We start from the raw sequence: 18,576 nt of genomic DNA, 5'->3' as shown, positions 1-18,576 counted from the left end.
CGGCTACCAGCTAGCCTGAGCCAGAGCCTCGGCGAAGGCGGTGAGCTTCGGCGAGCACTGGCGCGAGGGCGGATACACCAGCGACAGCTCGCGGCTGCGCCCGGCATGCTCCTGCAGAACCGGTACCAGCCGGCCGGTGTCCAGGGCTTCGCGCACCGCGAACTCCATCAGTTGGGCAATGCCGAAGCCGCCGAGCACCGCGTCCACCAGGGCATCGCCGATATCGAAGATCAGCCGGCCCTGGACGGCCAGGTCCAGGGGCTTGCCCTGGTCCATGAACTGCCAGTCCACCAGCCGGCCGCTGCGCAGGTTACGCACGGCCAGGCAGTTGTGCTGCTGCAGGTCAGCCAGGTGCCGGGGCGTGCCATAGCGCTCCAGGTAGCCTGGCGCCGCCACCGTGACCCAGCGCAGGGGCGCCAGGGGCCGGGCGATCAGGCGCTGGTCCTGGATCACCCCGGTGCGTACCACCGCGTCGAAACCTTCATCGATGATGTCCACCACCCGGTCGGTCATCACCGCTTCGATGCTCAACGCCGGGTGCTGGGCCGTCAGTTCGCCGATCACCGGCATTACCACCTTGCGCCCGAACAGTGACGGGGTACTGATCTTCAACATTCCACTGGGGGATTCGCGCCGGTCCAGCAGCAGGTGTTCGGCGTGGGCCAGTTCCGCCAGCAGGGGCGCGGCGCGCTCGACCAGCACCTGGCCGTCCGGGGTCAGGCTGACACTGCGGGTGTTGCGTTGCAGCAGGCGTACACCGAGCTGCTGCTCCAGGCGGGAAATGGCTCGGGACAGGCCGGACTGGGTCAGCCCCAGGTCACCGGCGGCACGGGTGAAACTGCGGGTTTCGGCAACCCGGACCAGCAGGCGAAGGGCGTTCAGATCCATGATTAAAGTCATTACTGAAAGAGATAATGGCTTGTTTATCATTTAAACGGCATCGATGACACTGGCCGCCGGTTATTTCCACACAAGGATTTTCGCGATGTCCGCGACCTCGTTAGCCAAGCCGTCGGGCTGGATGCTGTTACTGCTGGCCACCGCGCAGTTGATCATCGCCCTGGACGCCACCATCGTGTTTGTCGCCCTGCCGGAAATCGGCAGCCACTTGGGCTTCTCTGCCCAGCAGTTGCAATGGGTGGTCAGTGCCTACAGCGTGGCCTTCGGTGGTTTCCTGCTGCTGGGCGGACGGGCGGCGGACCTCCTGGGCAAGCGGCGTTTCTACATCGTCGGCCAGTCCTTGTATGCCCTGGCCTCGCTGGCCGGCGGCCTGGGCGGCAGCGCGCTGCTGCTGGTGCTGGCCCGGGCGGTGCAGGGCGTGGGCGGGGCGATGCTGTTCCCCGCGACCCTGGCCCTGATCAACACCTGGTACGCCGAGGGGCCGGCGCGCAACCGGGCCTTTGCGGTGTGGAGCGCGGCCTCGGCGGCGGGGCTGGCCCTGGGGGCGCTGCTGGGCGGGGTGCTGACCCAGTACTGGGGCTGGGAGGCGGTATTCCTGGTCAACGTGCCCCTGGCTGGGGCCTGTGCGTTGCTGGCTCGGCGCTGGATACCCGCCGACCCTGCGCGCCAGCGCGGCCGTCAGTTCGACTTGCGCGGCGCGCTGACCGTGACCCTGGGTGGCACCCAGCTGGTGTTTTCCATCGTCCAGGGCCCGGAGTGGGGCTGGAGCGCTCCGGCGACCCTGGGCTGCCTGGCGTTGTCCCTGGCCCTGCTCGGGCTGTTCGTGCGCCTTGAACAGCGCAGTGCCGATCCGCTGATGCCCCTGCGCCTGCTGGGTTATCCACAACTGCGCATGGCCATGGTGATTACCGCGCTGTTCATGAGCAGCTTCGGCGTGCAGTACTACTTCCTCAGCCTGTATTTCCAGCAGGTCTATCAGTTCAGTGTGTTGCAAAGCGGACTGGCGTTCCTGCCCTCGACCCTGCTGTGCACGGCCGGGATCTGGGTCGCGGAGCGGGCCCTGCTGCGCGTAGGCTTGCGGGCGACCCTGGTCAGCGGCTTGCTGCTCGGGGCGCTGGGCATTGGCCTGATGTACCTGGCCCTGCCGGGCAGTAGCGGCTTTGTCGGCCTGCTGCCGGGGATCGTGATCATGAGCATCGGCCAGGGCATGACCTGGACCTCGATGTGGGTCTCGGCCGGGCAGGGTATCGCGGCGTCCGAGCAAGGGGTGGCTGCGGGCGTGGCCTCCACCAGCCAGCAGATCGGCGGTGCCCTGGGGCTGGCGCTGCTGGTGTCCCTGGCCAATACCTTGAGCGCCGGCGGCAATCAGGCCTATGGCATCCAGATGGCTACCGCCGCCAGCGCCCTGCTGGCGCTGTTCGGGGCCTTGCTGGCGCTGCGCCTGCCCCGGGCTGGCGTGGCCTTGCCGGCCTGTTCCGTGGCCCAGGGCTGAGGGCGTCAGCCATGGGCCCGTGGCAGGTGGCGGCGCACCGCCCACAGGACCCCGGCCAGGAGCAACAGGGCAGCGCCGCTTTGCAGCAGGCTGGGCAGGTGCTGCAGGCAGATGAAGCCATAGAGCAGGGCGAACAGGGTCTCGAACACGATCAATTGGCCGCTCAGGGTCAGCGGTAGGCGCCGGGTCGAGGCATTCCACATGCGATTGCCGAACCAGGAGCCGAGCACCGCGCTGGACAGGCTCAGGCCCCAGAACAGCATCCAGCGCTGCTCGCTGGCCTCGGCCCGGGTGCCGGGCAATGAGAACCCGTCCGCCAGCAGCCAGACCAGGGCGCTCATCAGCCCGGTGGTAATGCCCCACAGGGTCGACCACTGGCTGCTGTTGAAGCGGCTGCCTTTGAGGTAGCGGGCGTTGTCGGTGGCAAACCAGGTCCAGCACAGCAAGGCACCGAAGGCGCAGAGCAGGCCCAGGGCGCGCTGGCCCAGTTCCACCGAATCGCTGTGGGCGGTGAGCAGGGTGTCGAGGTTGATGCAGCAGATGCCGGCGAACACCAGCAGCAAGGGCCAGCGCAGCCGGCGCAAGGGTACGGCATCGGCATCGCCGCGGCCGGCCAGGGTGATGGTCAGCGGCAGCAAGCCGACGATCAGTGCGGTGCTGGCTACGCCGGCCCACTGGATGGCGCTGGCCAGGAGCATGAAATAGATCAGGTTGCCGGTCAGCGCCAGCTTCACCAACAGCACGGCATCGCCCCAGGTCAGGCGTTGCAGCAGCTCCCGGGCCTGAGGCGCAGCCAGGAGCAGGGAGAATGCACCGTAGAGGCTGAAGCGCGCGCAGCTGAGCAGCAACGGGCTGAACTCAGGCAGCAGGCTGGGCACCACAATCGCCAGGCCCCAGACCGCACCGGCCAGGGCGGCATAAGCAACTCCACGTTTCATGCAAACACTCGTACCTAGTCATCAAGCTGCGCAGGCTAGTCATTGCTGACCGGATGGACAAAGGATATATAGGCACCTACCTATTCTCCTGGGGAATGCCTTGTGAGCCGCTTCGCCCGTCATCTGCCGCCGCTGGAAACCCTGGTCACCTTCGAGGCGGTGGGCCGCAACGCCAGCTTCACCCGTGCGGCCACCGAGCTGTGCCTGACCCAGAGCGCGGTCAGCAAGCAGATCCGTGCCCTGGAGCTGTCGCTCAAGACCGAGCTGTTCGAGCGCCAGGCCCGGGGGGTGAAGCTCACCGCCAGCGGCGCCTCGCTGTTCGTCGAGGTCAGCACCCAGCTCGAAGCCTTGCTGCGCAGCGTCAGCCGCCTGCGGGCCGGGCGCGACGCCAATACCATCACCGTGCAATGCACCCACGCGGTGGCGCAGTTCTGGCTGTTCCCGCGCCTGCTGGCATTCAACAAGCAGCACCCGGACATCACCGTGAGCATCCATGCCAACAACGACATGGACGAGTCCAGCGTGGCCGAGCATGACTTCGGCATTCTCTATGGTGCGGGGCACTGGTCGTCCCTGGCGGCGGTATCGCTGTTCGCCGAGATGGTCTACCCCATCGTCAGCCGGCGCCTGGAGCTGCCTGTGGTCCAGGAGCTGGCGCAACTGGCCGAACTGCCGTTGATCCAGCTGGACGCCTCGGAGTGGAACTGCATCGACTGGCGGGACTGGTTCCATCATTTCGGCCTGGACTACAGCGCGCCACCGGGGGCCCTGGGGTTCAACCAGCTGACCCTGATGTTCAGCGCGGTGCAGCAGGGCATGGGTGTGGGGCTGGGCTGGGATTTCATGGCCAGCCAGTTGGTGGCCCAGGGCGAGTTGCTGCGGGTTGGCGAGTGGGCATTTCGCACCGGGCAGGCAGATTTTCTGGTGCACCCGCGGCACAAGCGCCTGTCCGCCAGCGGCCAGTTGTTTCGCGACTGGCTGGTGGCCCAGGCGGCTGAATGAGCGCCCGGGGCTCAATGGCCAGCCCCGGGCTATGGGTCAGAGGCTGGCGCGCGGCACGCTGAAGCGGAACTCGCTGCCCTTGCCCACTTCGCTGTGGGCTTCGATCTTGCCGCCGTGTGCCTGGATGATGCCTTGGGTGATGTACAGCCCCAGGCCGGTGCCGTTGGGGTTGCCTTCCTTCATGGTCCAGTAGCGATCGAAGATGAACGGCAACTGGTCGGTGGGAATGCCCTCCCCGGAGTCGCGCACGCTGAACACGATCTGCTCGCCGTCAGACATCGCCACCACCCCGACCTTGCCCTGTGTGGGGGTGAACTTGATGGCGTTGCCCACCAGGTTCGACAGCACCTGGAACAGGCGCTCGGGGTCGGCGTGGATCCTGAGGTCCGGTTCGGCGTGGAAGCTGATGTCGATAGCCTTGTCCAGAGCCAGTGGTGCCAGCAATGAATAGGCCTCTTCGAACATCTGGCTGACGTCCAGCGGTTGCGGGGCGATGCTGTAGCGCCCGGCCTCGATCTTCGAGGTGTCCAGCAAGTCTTCCAGCAGGTTGTTCATGCGGCTGGCGGCCTGCTGCATGGTATCGATCGCCGAGGAGATGCGCCGTGAGGTATGCGGGCCATCGGAGCTGAAGGCCTTCTGCATCATGCCGCAGAGCATGGAGATCACGGTCATCGGGTTGCGCAGGTCGTGGGACACCACCGCCACCAGCTCGTCCCGGGCGCGCACGGCCTGTTGCTCGCGCAGCACCTGGCGCGCCAGGTCGTGCTCCAGGGCCGAGCGGCGCAGGTCGTTGGCGGCGAAGCGGTCGCCGTGGCTCCATTTGGTGGCGATCCCGGCCATCTCCACTTTCCAGATCTCGAACGAGGTGCGCGGCCGCAGGCGCAGGCCTGCGTCGGAGTTTTCCAGGTCCAGGGGCTTTTGCGGGTTGCCGCTCCAGTTGATGTTTTCCTTCACTTCCGGGCGGAACCACAGCACGCCGTTATCCACAGGCTTGGGCAGGGTCATGGCCAGGACCCCGCTGGCCACCTGTTGATAACTCGCCGCCGGCGGGTAGACGCTGGCCAGGTGATGGCTGGCGAACACCGCCTGCCCGGTGCCTTGCAGCCAGCGGTGCAGGGCGCGGATTTCGTCCTGGGGGGGGCAGTTGCCGAAGCAGTGCAGTTGCTTGTCTTCGATGATTGCCACGCCACCGGCCTGGGTCAGGTCCAGCAGCAGTTGCGGCACCTGGGTCAGGCCGTCGAAGACGCTGTCGGGGGTGTCGCGCATGGCCTGGTCGAGGCGGGCCAGGGCGGTGACTTTCTCTTCCCGCTGGCGGCTGATGTCCAGGGCCTCCATGGCGCTGATCTGCAACGACAGCACCTGGCCGATGGTCTGGCAGGCAATGCGCAGCTCGTGGGGCACCAGCAGCGGCTGGCGGTTGCCGCAACTGATCAGGCCCCAGAGCTGGTCGCCCTTGAGCAGGGAAATGCTCATGGAGGACAGCACGCCCATGTTCTTCATGTACTGGCAGTGGATCGGCGATACGCTGCGCAGGGTGGCGAAGCTCAGGTCCAGGGCCTGCTGAGTGTCCGGGCGCAGCACCGGCAGCAGCGGCACCGGCTCGTAGTCGGCATTGGGGATGATCCGCAGCCAGTTACTGCGGTACAGCTCGCGGGCTTGCTGGGGAATGTCCGAGGCCGGGAAGAACAGGCCATTGAACACTTCCATGGTGGGGCGGGTGGCTTCGGCGATGACCTGGCCGTGGCCTTCCTCTTCGAAGCGGTAGATCAGCACCCGGTCGTAGCCGGTCATGGCCTGGATTTCGCTGACGCTGATGGCGTACAGCTCATTCAGGGTCTTGGCCGCCTGCAAGCGCCGCAGCAGGCGCCCCAGGTTCTCGGTCTGCTCTTTCAGGTGCTGGGGCTGCAGGTGTTCGAGCTGGATTTCCAGCTCCAGCATCAGCACGCCCTGGTGGCGATGCAGCAAGCCTTCGAAGCGTGCGCCATTGACGGCCAGGTGCAGCGGCGGCGCATCGGACAAGCGCGGCAGTTGCAGCACCTCGCGGATGCGCTGGCCGTCGGTGTCGCCCAGCAGTTGCTCCAGGGGCTGGCCGAGGACCTGCGCGGCAGGCTGGCCCAGCAGGGCCTCGACGTTGGCGCTGATCTGCTGGATGCGCAGGTCCGGCTCCGACAGCGTCAGCAGCACGCCATGGGGCTGGATCGCCCCGGGGGAGCGGATTGGCTCATCGGCGCAGTTGGCCAACAGTTGTTCAAAGGCTTGGGCGTCTTGTGGAGTCATAGCAGCACCTCGCGGCTATCGAGCCAGTGCTCGAAACAGGCAAATGTGGATTGCGCGGCGCGGACTACTTGTTGTCGTGCGCTCGCGTCCTCGGGCATGCGCCCCAGGTAGTCGAGAAAATCTTTCCAGCGCCTCCCGGTGGCGGCGCCATACACGTCGAGGAAAGCCCCGCCGTTATCCCCGTGCAGGTCCAGGCGCTGGGCCATTTCCCGGCGCAGTATCTGCCCGCCCAGGGTCGCGCCCTCCAGTACATAGAGGGCGCCCAGGCACGCGCCGGGGCTGGCCAGCGCGGGCAGATGGTGGCAGCGGGGCAGGGCGTCGATGCGCTCCGGGGCCAGGCCCAGGGCCTGCAGGTCACCGGCCAGGGCCGGGGTTTTGCGGCGCTGTTCCGGGTCGTAGCCGGCAGGGATCAGGCCGCTGTCATGCAGGGCCGCCTCCAGGGGCTGGTAGAAGCCGAAATAGGCCTGGATCAGGCGCTGGTACCAGGCCGCATCGAGGTGCTCGGAGAAGAACGGCAGGCGCTTTTCCAGGGCCATGTGCAGGGTCGCGGTGCCGGCGCGCAGGTCTTGAAGCAGGGTGGGGGCGGTGGTGTCTTGGTGCGGTTTGGGCATTCAGGGATCAGGGGTCGCAACAGGTAATGGACGCGCCATGGGCGTCATCGAAAGCTGGGACCAGGCTGTAGTCCCTGCACTAGAGCCATCGCACAGAAAAATAAGAGCGCCACTCTACCTGTGCTTTTTGCACCGACGTACAGTTTTTGACGCACCATTGGTCGGCCAAGGGTAGTCGATCGATGACGTGTTGCTGTGTCTGACTGTGTTCAAGAGGCAGAAATTCCCTTTTCCGTCTCGCAGGTTCAGCGGTGAGTATCAGATCCAGACGTCGTTCTGGGCGGTGCGTTCGCCCCCTTGATCGCCGGTGTTGAGTACGCCCTTGGGTTCGATCAGCAGCAGTTTGACCTCCTGCTCGGCCCAGGGTTTGTGCTCGACGCCCTTGGGCACCACGAACATCTCGCCACTGCCGATGGCCACCCGGCCGTCACGGAAATCGATGTACAACTGGCCGTCGAGCACGATGAAGGTTTCATCGGTGTCGGCGTGGGAGTGCCAGACGAATTCGCCCTGCAACTTGGAGATCTTGAACTGGTAGTCGTTCATCTCGGCGATCACCTTGGGGGTCCAGTGTTCGCTGAACAGGCCGAGTTTGCTGGCGAAGTTGATGCTCTGGTAGGCGGCTTGCGGGGCAGGGTTTTGCATGGTGTGTTCCACCTCAGTGATGAATGAGCGCTGAGGGTAAACAGCCAGGGGCTAGGGCTTCTTGAACGATCGTGTGTGGCCTCAGCGGCCGAGCATCTTCAGCCAGCGCGCCGGTGGCAGGCCGTAGGTCTGGCGAAACTGCCGGGTCATGTGGCTCTGGTCGGTGAAGCCGGCGATCAGTGCGGCGTTGGCCAGGGTCTGGCCCTGCACCAGCAGCGCGCGAACCAGATCCAGGCGGCGCATGCTCAGGTAGCGGTAGGGGCTGGTGCCGAACAGCAGGCGAAAATCCCGGGACAGGCTCCAGCGGTCACGCCCGCTATGGGCCGCCAGCTCCTCCAGGGTCAGGGTGCGGTCCAGGGCACTGTGGATGTATTCCCGGGCCCGCTCGGCCGCCACATAGTCGAAACGCTGCCGTGATTGGGCGACCCCGGAGACGCTGTTCAGGGCATGGGCCAGATCGAACAGGGCGTCTTCCTGTTCCAGCGGGTCCAGGGGGCTGTCGACCCCGCGCAGCAGGGCCTCGGTGGCGGCAAACAGCCGCGGGTCGTTGGACAGGCCGCCGGTAATGAAGGGCAGTGGCTGGCCGCCGAGGATCTGCTGGATCAGCGCCGGCTCGACATACAGCATGCGGTAGTGAAAGCCGTCGTGGGTGCCGGCCTCGCCGTCGTGGGCTTCGTCGGGGTGCAGGACCATGGTGGCGCCGGGCAGGCTATGGCGCCAGCCGCCGCGGTACTGGAAGCTCTGCACCCCGTGCAGGGTGCGGCCGATGGCGTAGGTGTCATGGCGGTGCATGTCATAGCCATGGCCGGCGAAATACGCCTCGATGCGCTCCAGGCCCCGGGCGGGCGGCGCGCGGTGAACCCAGTCGGTGACAGCTGCGGGTTTGGCCATGGAACGGTCCTGATGGATGAAACCAAGGGCCGTACGTTAACTCAGGGGCGCGCTGGGTTGCGAGGCCAATCGGCGGTTGCCTGGGCAGGCGCGAGTGGAGTAGCGTCGTTCCCCTGGACCCTCTTCACGGCCATCTGCCCCCATGCACGCCTCACACCTGGTTTACCTCGCCCCGTTGTTGTCGCTGGCGCTGCTCTGGAGCGTGGCGGTGATCACCCCCGGGCCGAACTTTTTCACCACTGCGCAACTGGCGGCGGGCTGTTCGCGGCGCCATGGCCTGTTCGCCGCCCTGGGGGTGGCCAGCGGCACCGTGCTCTGGGGGCTGGCGGGAGGCTTGGGCATCAAATCGCTGTTCAGCGCGGCGCCGGCGCTGTTCGTGTTGTTCAAGGTTGCCGGTGGCTGTTACCTGATCTACCTGGGGCTCAAGCAGTTCAAGCGCAAGCAGGCCCAGGAGACTCTGACCACCGACGGCGCGAGCCATGCTGCGCGCAGCCTGTTCTCGGCCTACCGGCTGGGCTTTCTCGGCAACATGACCAACCCCAAGTCGGCGCTGTTCGTGGCCACCATTTTTGCCACTTCGATGCCGGCCTCCCCGCCACCTCTGCTACTGGGGCTGGCGGTGCTGACCATGGCCGGCCTGTCGCTGTCCTGGTACTGCTGCGTGGCGCTGTTTTTCGCCAGCAGCCGGGTGGCCGGGTTCTATGCCCGGGCCCGGCGCTGGCTGGACCGCCTGGCCGGTGGTTGCTATGTGCTGTTCGGCGGGCATCTGCTGGCCAATCGCTGAACGGCCGGTGCCTTGCGCCGGCCAGTATCCGCCCCCCAACAAGGACGACCCGTCCCCGTATCAGGAGACTGAACATGGCTGTTGTTTTTCGCCCGGTGGCAGAGGCGGACATTCCGCGGATCTGCAGTTTCGTGGGCAATCCCCAGGAGCTGTATTTCTTCTTTCCCGCCGCTACCTGGCCGCTGACCCACGAGCAGTTGCGCGACTCCATCGCCCAGCGCAGCGACTCGACGGTGATCGAGCGTGACGGGCAGGTAGTGGGCTTTGCCAACTTCTACCGCTGGGCCAGGGGCGGCACCTGTACCATCGGCAATGTCATCGTCGACCCAGAGGTGCGCGGCGCGGGCCTGGCGGCGCAATTGATCGGGCAGATGATCCACATCGCCCACAGCAAGCACCAGGCCAGCGAGGTGACGCTGTCGTGCTTTAACAGCAACGTGGCGGGGTTGCTGCTTTATCCGAAGCTGGGCTTTGTGCCGTTCGCCATCGAAGAGCGCAAGAACAAGGAGCAGGAGCGAGTGGCGCTGATCCATTTGCGCTACAGCCCCAGCTGAATTGAAGAACCGTCAGCAATCATTTTTTCAACGGGAAGCAGTCATGAGCAAGTTGCGGGTCGGGATTATTTTTGGTGGCCGTTCGGCCGAACACGAAGTGTCGCTGCAGTCGGCGCGCAACATCGTCGATGCCCTGGATCGCACGCGTTTCGAGCCGGTGCTGATCGGCATCGACAAACAGGGGCACTGGCACCTCAACGACACCTCGAACTTCCTGATCAACCAGGAAAACCCGGCGCTGATCGCCCTCAACCAGTCCAATCGCGAGCTGGCGGTGGTGCCGGGCAAGGCCAGCCAGCAACTGGTGGAAACCTCCAGCCAGGAACTGCTGGGGCATGTCGATGTGATCTTCCCCATCGTCCACGGCACCCTGGGCGAAGACGGTTGCCTGCAGGGGCTGCTGCGCATGGCCGACCTGCCCTTTGTCGGCTCCGACGTGCTGGGTTCTGCGGTGTGCATGGACAAGGACATCAGCAAGCGCCTGCTGCGCGACGCCAGGTTGGCGGTGACCCCGTTCATCACCCTGACCCGGGCCACCCGTGGCCGTTACGGTTTTGCCCTGGCCCGGGAAACACTCGGCCTGCCGCTGTTCGTCAAGCCGGCCAACCAGGGTTCATCGGTGGGGGTGAGCAAGGTCGACAATGAGGCCGAATACGAGGCAGCGGTGGAGCTGGCCCTGGGCTTCGATCACAAGGTGCTGGTGGAGTCGGCGGTACGTGGGCGGGAAATCGAATGCGCGGTGCTGGGCAACGACCAGCCGATTGCCAGTGGCTGCGGCGAGATCGTGGTCAGCAATGGTTTCTATTCCTACGACAGCAAGTACATCGACGGGGAGGCGGCGCAGGTGCTGGTGCCGGCGGACATCAGCATCGAGCACAGCGAGCGCATTCGGGCCCTGGCCGTCGAGGCATTCCAGGTGCTGGGCTGCTCCGGGCTGGCTCGGGTCGATGTGTTTCTCACCGATGAGGGGGAAGTGCTGATCAACGAAATCAACTCGCTGCCGGGGTTCACCCGGATCAGCATGTACCCCAAACTTTGGCAGGCCACCGGCATGAGCTACAGCGAGCTGGTGAGCCGCCTGATCGAACTGGCGCTGGAGCGTCACGCTCAACGGCAAGGGCTGAAAATCAACCGCTGAAGCGGATCATCGTGGTTAAGGACGTGACGAATGAGTTCAGCAACAGATGCATCGGTTTATCTTTTTTCCTACGGCACCCTGCAAGACAAGGCGGTGCAGATCGCCAACTTTGGCCGGGAGTTGAGTGGCAGCACGGATGCCATGCTTGGCTACGAACAGAGCTGGGTAGAAATCACCGACCCCGAGGTGCTGGCCGCCAGCGGCAAGACCCACCACCCGATCCTGCGCCCGGGGGCGGCGGACAGCGCGCCGATTCCCGGCACCGTGTTCTGCATCACCCCCGAGGAGCTGGCGGCGGCCGACAGCTATGAAGTCTCGGACTACAAGCGGGTCAGCGTGACCCTGGCCTCGGGCATCCAGGCCTGGGTCTACGTCAGCGCCTGAGTCTTCGGCTCACTCCGGCGGCAGCATCACCCCGATGCACGCCAGGGCCAGCAGCACCGCCCCGAGCACGATGAACACATAGTTCAGCGGCGTGAAACGGGCGTTGCTGCGGCCTTCGGGATCTTTCGCGGCGGCATTCAGGCCGCGCTGGCCGAGCCAGGTGATCCACGCCAGTACCGGCAGCAGCGCCAGGCTGGCAATGTCGGTCACCGGGTAGCCGATGTTCTTGCGCGACAGCGCGTCCACCAGGTTGTTGATGATCACCCCCACCACAAACAGGGTTGCCAGTTCACCGGGGCGCCAGTCATGGCTGCGGCCGTCGCGCTTGAGCGTTGCATCGGCTTCGCGGTATAGCGCATGGGTGAAGAAGATCGCGAAGAAGGCCCGGGCCACCGGCCACAGCTCCTGGCCGCTGGCGTGCCTGAATTGATGCCAGTTCTTGTAGGCCCAGTACACCTGGTAGATGCCGAAGGTGAGGATGTACAGGGTCAGGAACTTGGCCTTGGACACCACGTAGAACGGCTGTTGCGCCGCTTCGGGCGAGGGGGCGACCAGATCCGCCTGGGGCGGGGCATAGAGGTTGTCAGACACGGGCACTCCTTGGGTTGAGCCTGAGGGGGGAGGCAACGTTAGCTCAGGTTGCTGGCCTAGAACCAGCAGGGGCTCGGTGGCCAACCGGAACCGGGTTCAGGTCCGGGGTGGATCCGCCGGCCGAACGTAGTGAATATCCCATTCACTTTCACCCACCTGAACAAAACCCAGGCGTCGATAAAAACGATTCGAGTCACTGCCGCGCAACGCATCCAGGTGGATGGGTAGCTGCTCGTTGGCGGAGCGTTCCAAAAGCTGCTCCAGGGCCTTGGCGCCGAGGCCCCGTCCTTGGAATTGCGGTAGGACGTACAGGTGCTGCAGGCGCAGATGATCGCCGTGTGATTGGCTCTGGATAAAGCCTACGGGCTGTCCGTCACTGAGGATGAAGTGGCAGCGTTCGGCCGCGAAGCTTGCGGCAAAACGCTCCCGGGCCCGCTGCGGATCGAAGCGCCCCAGGCGCTCAAGGCTTTCGCGCATGGCCGCGATGCGCATCTGGACCAGGGTTTCCAGGTCGCTCAGGGAGGTTGGGAGCAATGCACTCTCGAGGCTCATGTCCGGCCGATCCACGAATACTGGAAGGCCTTGGCTTCACCCCGGTGCCCGCGTCGACGATAGCTGGCCAGGGCCGGGGTCGAGCAGTAGGTGCACAGCTCGCTGATTTCGATCTGTTCATCACGGATTCCAGCGGCGTGCAGCCAGTGCACGGCATAGCGGCTCAGGTCGAACCACAGGGAATCGGCCTGGGTCGGTTGCGGTGGTGGAATCTGCGGCGGCAGCAGCGGGGCCGGTTGCTCACGGCTCCAGGGTGCCTGTGCGGCCGGCCACAGCGGGTCCTGAGTGGTGGACAGGGTGTCGATGAAGTCGGCGCTGACTTCATAGCAGCAGGGTTTGATCGACGGGCCGATGGCCACCCGTAATTGCTGTGGGGTGATGCCCTTGCTGGCGAAGTGTTGCAGCACATTGGCGATGATACCGCCATGCAGGCCTTTCCAGCCGCCGTGCACTGCCGCGACCCAGGAACCGTCCTCGCTGCTGATCAGCAACGGCAGGCAGTCGGCGGTGACCACCGCGATGGGGCGGCTGGAATGGGTGAGTACCGCGTCGCCGCGGATGATTCCGCTGGGCAGCGTGGTACTGGCTTCCACCACCTCGCCGCTGTGAACCTGCGAGCAGAAGAACAGGTTGGCCGGCAGGCCGGCGCCGAGGGTCGTAAACGCATGACGGATGCCGGATATCTGGTTCAACACACCTGCCTGGAAACTCATCGGGCCTTCGCTCGGTAACCTGGGAATGGCTGCAGAGCATAGCGGTATCCGAGGTACTTTTGCTGACAGACAACGCTGGATAGGCCGGGGCAGACCAGCGGTAGCCTGCCGGTCGGCCCCCTCACCGAGCGTTTCAGGCGCTCAGCGGGATATACAGTTCCACCACGCTGTCCGGGTGCATGGGCCCCAGAAAGCGCTCGCCGGTGTACTCGAACTCCACCGCTTCGATGGGCACCAGCCCGGCGGCGGGCAACCACTCGCTGTAGGCGGCGCGAAAGGTTTCCGGCAGGGTGGTCACGCTGCCGTGATGCTCGACTCGCGCGTAATGGCGGGCAGGGATGTCCAGCTCCACCATGCCGGGCACCAGGGGCGCGTCGGCGGCCACCGGCAGGCCGGCCACATAACGCCACTGGCCGTCTTCCAGGGGCTGGCAGATGCCATAGGTGCCCACCGGCTCGGCCAGGCGCTGGATCTCCTGTTCCCGGGGTTCGAAGCGTTGCCAGAGCTCGGCGATGGTGCCCGGGTCGTCCTGCTGCCAGGCCATGCCGATGATCCGCTGCTGAGCCAGGAATACCTTCTGAGGTGTCTGCGCGGCTGGAAGTTGGCGCTGCGGCTGGGCCAGGTAGCGCTGCAGATGGCCCAGTACTTTCTGGCTGCGGGCGATCTCGCTTTGCAACTGCCGGGCATGTGCCTGCAGTGACTGCTGCATGTGCAGCACGCTGTCCAGGCCGCCCTGGTCCGCCAGCGTGCGGATGTCCTCCAGGGACATGCCCAGTTGCCGCAGCCAGACGATGCGGCCCAGGGTCACGATCTGTTCCGGGCTGTAGTAGCGGTAGCCGTTGTCCCGGCCGGTGAGGGCCGGGGTAAACAGGCCGATGCTGTCGTAATGGCGCAGGGTCTTGGTAGTGAGGCCGTGGCAGCGGGCCATTTGTCCGATGGTGAGCATGGAGCGTCCTTGGTGTTGTTGGGCTGCGGGGCATGCTGAGCCTTTACCCAGGGGCAAGCTCAAGCCCGGCAGCACGGCTCAGGACGATTTGATCGGCTTGATCAGGCTCTCGGCGGGAATGCCGAACAGCTGGTGCAGTTTCCAGATCATGGGCAGGGTCAGCGCGCGCTTGCCGTTGAGCACTTCATAGACGCGGTTGGTGCGGCCGATGGCGGGGGCCAGGTCGGCGGCGGACAAGCCGGACTGTTCCATGCGGAACTTGATCGCCTCGATCGGGTTGGGCAGGTCCAGGGGAAACTGCCTGGCTTCGTATGCCTCGATCAGGGTGATCATCACATCGAAGTAATCGCCTTCAGGCGTCCCGGGCTGCGGCTCGTTGTCGAACAGGGGCGAGACGCTTTTGAGCGCGGCGCGGTAGTCCTGGTCGGTGTGGATGGGGCGGATGTTCATGTGGGTTACTCCCTGTCTACGCGGTCGGCATCAATGGCGTCGTACTGCTGGTGAGTGCCCACGAACTTGATGTACAGCGCACCAAAGCGGTAGGCCACGGCAACGACCAGTCGATACTCGTTGCCCTTGATGTTGAAGACCACCCTGCGGCTTTTGAGAATGCTCGCGTTGAGATACTGGTCCTTGATCTGCGCAGGGTTGGACCACTCGGCTTTCCTTGCTTCATCGACCCAGGCCAGCAAGGGCTGCTCTGCATCCGGGTACTGCTCCCAGAAGGCCTTCAACTGACTGACTGCAATAATTCTCATGGCGTGATCCTAGTCCCGTCCTGGGACTTAAACAAGTCGCTGAGTGCGTCAAGCGATGTACGGGCAGATCGCTGGATCTGCCCGCGCAGGCAACGTCGGCTCAGGGACGATCAGGTCATGCAGAGAGCGTGGCGTGCACGTCGTCCATCAGTGCCTTGCCCATCTCTGCCAGGTAGTGTGCCGCCCAAGCATAGCGGTCGCACCGCGGCTCCATGGCCGCCTCCAGGGTGAATTGCTTTGCCAGATGCAACAGCGCCGAGGCGTGTTCCAGGGCTTCGCTGATCGGCACGTCGGCATTCACGCGAAACAGCGGATGCGGGTGCTCGCCGCACTGGGAAAAGCGGATTTCACCGAGGGTGGTCAGGGGCGATTGAGTGGTCATCGGGCACCTCCGGTTTTGTGTTGCGGGAGGTGTTGGGGAAACAGATTGCATAAGCAGTTCATGGTCACGACTCCTTGATTCGAAGGACCGTCACCGTCTGCCGCCAAGCAGATCAGGGTGGCGGATTGCGCAGGATTGGCGGACCGGGAATCAAGGAACCGGCGAACCCGAAGGTTCTCCCACGCAACCCGCCATAACGCAGGTATGCGGGCGCAAAAAAAGCGCCCGCATGTGGGTGGGGCGCTGTTGCGCCTCGATTCTATCAGGCCGCCAAGCCTGTTCGCTGATTTTGCAGCGGCGGTCGAACCATAGGTTGGAGTAGGGGGCGTCGCAACGGCATTACTGCGACATTTTGTGAACCAACCCTGTAGCCGCTGCCGCAGGCCGCGATCTCCCAGGCGCCGAAGGCCCTTCGGCCCTTGTCGCAGCCTGCGGCAGCGGCTACAGCAAGCCCTGTTTCGCCATCTCACTGGTCGCCGCCCAACCCAGCCCCTGATACAGCGGTTTGCCGGCCTCGGTCGCATGCAGCACGGCAAAGCCCAGCCCGCGCTGGCTGAACTCGGCCTCTGCCAGTTTCATCAGCGCCGACGCCAGGCCGCGCCTCCGGTAGGCCGGTTCGACGTAGACGTTGAGCACGTAGCCGCGCTGACCCTGGGTCGGATGGGAAGGGTGGGGCGGCCAGTCGATGCTCATCAGGCCGATGCTGGCCACGCTCTGCTCGGCGTCCATCAGGGCGAAGCCGTAATAGCGGCCGTCCTCCAGGCGTTCGCGCAACCAGGGGCGAAAGTGCTCGGTCATCACCTGCAAGGTCGAGAGGTCCTTACCCGCATCGAGAAACATCGCCTGGCGATGGCGGCAGATCAGTTCAAGGTCCTGGGGCGTCAGGTGGCGTGGGCTCAGGCCCGGAATATCAAGGTCGGCTGCAATCGTGTTCATCGTCGGTTCCTCGGTGGACAGGGGCGATGCTAGGGCAGATCCAAAGACTGGATCAGACACAGACCGCCGCAAAATCTTGCATACAGAGCCCTCGTTCACCGCCCACAAAAAAGGGCCAGCCTCACCGCCAGCCCTCGGGTTCATCCGATTACTCTCAATCCCCCAGTGCTTCCCCTTCACGCCGTGGATCGGCGCCGCCGGCCCAGGACGCCTTGCCCTGTGCATCACGCACGCGAACGATGGCCTGGGTGCCGCTGGTCATGTCGATCTCGTTTACCTCATGTCCCTGAGCTTGCAGTGCCTGCTTCAGGGCCGGGCTGAACTGGCCTTTCTCCAGTTCGGTCGGCCCGTTGCGGCTGCCGAAGTTGGGCAGGCCGACGGCGGCTTGCGGATCCAGGTTCCAGTCGAGCATGCCCACCACCGACTTGGCCACGTACTCGATGATCTGCGAGCCGCCGGGGGAGCCGACGCTGGCCAGCAGTTCGCCGCTGGCGCGGTCGAAGACCAGGGTAGGCGCCATGGACGAGCGCGGGCGCTTGCCCGGTTGGACGCGGTTGGCCACCTTCTGGCCGTTTTCCTCGGGAATGAACGAGAAGTCGGTCAGTTGGTTGTTGAGCATGAAGCCCTCGACCATCAGGTGTGAGCCGAAGGCCGCTTCCACCGTGGTGGTCATCGATACGGCGCCGCCCAGATCATCCACTGCCACCACTTGCGAGGTGGAGATGCGCATTGGCGAACGGTCCGGTGCATAGGCCACCTGGATGCCCTGGGGCTTGCCCGGTTCGGCCTTGCCCATGCTGCGCTCGCCAATCAGTGCGGCACGCTTGGCCAGGTAGTCCGGGGCGATCAGGCCAGCCACCGGCACGGGCACAAAGTCGCTGTCGGCCACGTACAGGCCGCGGTCGGCATAGGCCAGGCGTTCGGCTTCGGCAATCAGGTGCACCGCTTGTGGCGCGGGCTCCAGGCCGGCGGGCAGGTTGGTTTTCTGCGGCTTGAGGTTGGCCAGGGTGTAGCGCGGGTCGCGCTGTTCCAGGGCCTGCAGGGTGCCGAGTATCTGCGCCACCGCCACGCCGCCCGATGAAGGCGGCGGCATGCCGCATACCTGCCAGCGCTTGTAGTCGCTGCACAGCGGCGCGCGTTCCTTGGCGCGGTAGCCTTGCAGGTCGTTGAGCGACAGGCTGCCGGGGTTGGCGTGGCCTTGGACCTTGGCGACGATTTGTGCGGCCACCGGGCCCTTGTACAGCGCGTCCGGGCCTTCCTCGGCGATGCGTTTGAGTACCGCGGCCAATGGCGGGTTTTTCAGTAAGGTGCCCACGGCTTTCGGCGTGCCGTCGGCATTCAGGAAATACGCGGCCATGTCCGGCGAGCGTGCCAGGAACGGGTCGGCGCTGATCATGCTGTGCAGCCGTGGCGAAATGGCGAAGCCTTGTTCGGCCAGGCGGATCGCCGGTTCGAACAATTGCGCCCAGGGCAGGCGCCCGTGTTTCTGGTGGGCCATTTCCAGGGCCCGCAGCACCCCCGGGGTGCCCACCGAGCGTCCGCCGATCTGCGCCTGGGGGAAGGGCATCGGCTTGCCGTCCGCTTGCAGGAAGAGCTTCTCGGTGGCGCCTGCCGGCGCGGTTTCCCGCCCGTCATAGGTGCGCACGGCCTTGCCGTCCCAGAGCACGATCATCGCGCCGCCGCCAATCCCCGAGGACTGTGGTTCCACCAGGGTCAGCACGGCCTGCATGGCAATCGCCGCGTCGATGGCCGAGCCGCCCTTGCGCAGCATTTCGCGCCCGGCCTCGGCGGCCAGCGGGTTGGCGGCCGCGGCCATGTGCTTGGCGGCATGGCGGGTCTGCATGTCGGTGCGGTAGCCCGAGGCGATTTCCGGGGCAGCGGGCAGAGTGTTGGAAGAAGGCGGGTTGTGGCAGGCGCCAAGGCTGAGGGCGGCAGCCAGCAGGCCGAGGCCGAGCAGGTGACGGGGAGGGAAGTTCGAGAACACGCGTTGAGCTCCGTTCACAGGGAAATGAGGGGTCGTCCGTGCGGGGGAATGTACAGCAGTGGCGCCGGCAGTTGGGTTCGGATGTAGCCCTGGGCAGG

At 65.3% G+C, this 18,576-nt stretch carries 21 protein-coding genes; 6 read left to right on the top strand and 15 right to left on the bottom strand.

The window, feature by feature from the left end; all coding sequences use genetic code 11:
* Window positions 1-3: 3 nt before the first annotated feature.
* Entirely contained in the window at window positions 4-888 is an 885-nt protein-coding gene (locus KCG88_RS11870; RefSeq protein ID WP_210712414.1) for a LysR family transcriptional regulator, read from the bottom strand.
* Between the two features lie 97 nt (window positions 889-985).
* Between KCG88_RS11870 and KCG88_RS11865 the strand changes: the two genes are divergently transcribed.
* Complete coding sequence (locus tag KCG88_RS11865; protein WP_210712413.1) at window positions 986-2,392, top strand: MFS transporter; 1,407 nt, start codon at window positions 986-988, stop codon at window positions 2,390-2,392.
* A gap of 5 nt (window positions 2,393-2,397) precedes the next feature.
* On the opposite strand, the gene KCG88_RS11860 is transcribed toward KCG88_RS11865, so the two are convergent.
* The gene (locus KCG88_RS11860; RefSeq protein ID WP_210712412.1) at window positions 2,398-3,330 is read right to left on the bottom strand and encodes a DMT family transporter; all 933 of its coding nucleotides are present in this window, start codon (window positions 3,328-3,330) and stop codon (window positions 2,398-2,400) included.
* Between the two features lie 102 nt (window positions 3,331-3,432).
* On the opposite strand from KCG88_RS11860, the gene KCG88_RS11855 reads away from it, so the two are divergent.
* A complete protein-coding gene (locus KCG88_RS11855; RefSeq protein WP_047285405.1) occupies window positions 3,433-4,332 on the top strand; it encodes a LysR substrate-binding domain-containing protein in 900 nt (299 codons plus the stop codon).
* A 36-nt stretch (window positions 4,333-4,368) separates the two neighbouring features.
* On the opposite strand, the gene KCG88_RS11850 is transcribed toward KCG88_RS11855, so the two are convergent.
* The 4 genes from KCG88_RS11850 to KCG88_RS11835 all read right to left on the bottom strand — a co-directional run bounded on the left by KCG88_RS11850 (window position 4,369) and on the right by KCG88_RS11835 (window position 8,756).
* Complete coding sequence (locus tag KCG88_RS11850) at window positions 4,369-6,609, bottom strand: ATP-binding protein (protein ID WP_047337803.1); 2,241 nt, start codon at window positions 6,607-6,609, stop codon at window positions 4,369-4,371.
* On the bottom strand, window positions 6,606-7,220 hold the full coding sequence (locus KCG88_RS11845; protein WP_210712411.1) for a biliverdin-producing heme oxygenase: 615 nt from the start codon (window positions 7,218-7,220) through the stop codon (window positions 6,606-6,608). The genes KCG88_RS11850 and KCG88_RS11845 overlap by 4 nt, the downstream gene beginning before the upstream one ends.
* Before the next feature lie 258 nt (window positions 7,221-7,478).
* The gene (locus KCG88_RS11840) at window positions 7,479-7,865 is read right to left on the bottom strand and encodes a cupin domain-containing protein (protein WP_047337801.1); all 387 of its coding nucleotides are present in this window, start codon (window positions 7,863-7,865) and stop codon (window positions 7,479-7,481) included.
* A gap of 81 nt (window positions 7,866-7,946) precedes the next feature.
* Window positions 7,947-8,756, bottom strand: coding sequence for an AraC family transcriptional regulator (locus KCG88_RS11835; protein WP_047285399.1), 810 nt, complete (start codon window positions 8,754-8,756; stop codon window positions 7,947-7,949).
* A 142-nt stretch (window positions 8,757-8,898) separates the two neighbouring features.
* On the opposite strand from KCG88_RS11835, the gene KCG88_RS11830 reads away from it, so the two are divergent.
* From KCG88_RS11830 to KCG88_RS11815, 4 genes are all read left to right on the top strand, one after another.
* Window positions 8,899-9,540, top strand: coding sequence for a LysE family transporter (locus KCG88_RS11830; RefSeq protein ID WP_210712410.1), 642 nt, complete (start codon window positions 8,899-8,901; stop codon window positions 9,538-9,540).
* A 74-nt stretch (window positions 9,541-9,614) separates the two neighbouring features.
* Entirely contained in the window at window positions 9,615-10,094 is a 480-nt protein-coding gene (locus tag KCG88_RS11825) for a GNAT family N-acetyltransferase (RefSeq protein ID WP_015637011.1), read from the top strand.
* A 43-nt stretch (window positions 10,095-10,137) separates the two neighbouring features.
* Window positions 10,138-11,232 (top strand): D-alanine--D-alanine ligase, encoded by a 1,095-nt coding sequence (gene ddlA / locus KCG88_RS11820; protein WP_210712409.1) that lies wholly within the window; start codon window positions 10,138-10,140, stop codon window positions 11,230-11,232.
* Between the two features lie 30 nt (window positions 11,233-11,262).
* On the top strand, window positions 11,263-11,616 hold the full coding sequence (locus tag KCG88_RS11815) for a gamma-glutamylcyclotransferase family protein (protein ID WP_047285391.1): 354 nt from the start codon (window positions 11,263-11,265) through the stop codon (window positions 11,614-11,616).
* Between the two features lie 9 nt (window positions 11,617-11,625).
* Here the strand turns inward: KCG88_RS11815 and KCG88_RS11810 are convergent, their stop codons facing one another.
* The 9 genes from KCG88_RS11810 to ggt form a co-directional block, all read right to left on the bottom strand.
* Window positions 11,626-12,207 (bottom strand): membrane protein, encoded by a 582-nt coding sequence (locus KCG88_RS11810; protein ID WP_047337797.1) that lies wholly within the window; start codon window positions 12,205-12,207, stop codon window positions 11,626-11,628.
* Window positions 12,208-12,303: 96 nt separating this feature from the next.
* Window positions 12,304-12,759, bottom strand: coding sequence for a GNAT family N-acetyltransferase (locus tag KCG88_RS11805; RefSeq protein ID WP_210712408.1), 456 nt, complete (start codon window positions 12,757-12,759; stop codon window positions 12,304-12,306).
* Window positions 12,756-13,472: a polyphenol oxidase family protein gene (locus tag KCG88_RS11800; protein ID WP_047337795.1), complete on the bottom strand. Its 717-nt coding sequence runs from the start codon at window positions 13,470-13,472 to the stop codon at window positions 12,756-12,758. The genes KCG88_RS11805 and KCG88_RS11800 overlap by 4 nt, the downstream gene beginning before the upstream one ends.
* Window positions 13,473-13,605: 133 nt before the next feature.
* Window positions 13,606-14,418, bottom strand: a complete 813-nt coding sequence (locus tag KCG88_RS11795; protein ID WP_047285385.1) for a GyrI-like domain-containing protein — start codon at window positions 14,416-14,418, stop codon at window positions 13,606-13,608.
* A gap of 78 nt (window positions 14,419-14,496) precedes the next feature.
* Window positions 14,497-14,868, bottom strand: coding sequence for a helix-turn-helix domain-containing protein (locus KCG88_RS11790; RefSeq protein ID WP_015637007.1), 372 nt, complete (start codon window positions 14,866-14,868; stop codon window positions 14,497-14,499).
* 5 nt (window positions 14,869-14,873) lie between these two features.
* Window positions 14,874-15,176 carry a type II toxin-antitoxin system HigB family toxin gene (locus tag KCG88_RS11785; protein WP_210712407.1) on the bottom strand — a complete coding sequence of 101 codons (303 nt, stop codon included), beginning with the start codon at window positions 15,174-15,176 and terminating at the stop codon, window positions 14,874-14,876.
* A 115-nt stretch (window positions 15,177-15,291) separates the two neighbouring features.
* Window positions 15,292-15,558 (bottom strand): DUF3077 domain-containing protein, encoded by a 267-nt coding sequence (locus KCG88_RS11780; RefSeq protein ID WP_047285381.1) that lies wholly within the window; start codon window positions 15,556-15,558, stop codon window positions 15,292-15,294.
* 441 nt (window positions 15,559-15,999) lie between these two features.
* On the bottom strand, window positions 16,000-16,494 hold the full coding sequence (locus KCG88_RS11775; protein ID WP_210712406.1) for a GNAT family N-acetyltransferase: 495 nt from the start codon (window positions 16,492-16,494) through the stop codon (window positions 16,000-16,002).
* Between the two features lie 154 nt (window positions 16,495-16,648).
* On the bottom strand, window positions 16,649-18,478 hold the full coding sequence (ggt, locus tag KCG88_RS11770) for a gamma-glutamyltransferase (RefSeq protein ID WP_210712405.1): 1,830 nt from the start codon (window positions 18,476-18,478) through the stop codon (window positions 16,649-16,651).
* Between the last annotated feature and the right edge of the window lie 98 nt (window positions 18,479-18,576).

It is taken from the genome of Pseudomonas sp. MWU349, from assembly GCF_017947325.1.
GTDB lineage: Bacteria > Pseudomonadota > Gammaproteobacteria > Pseudomonadales > Pseudomonadaceae > Aquipseudomonas > Aquipseudomonas protegens.
The sequence above is the reverse complement of the archived record's forward strand: the minus strand, read 5'-3'. Positions and strand labels throughout refer to the sequence as shown.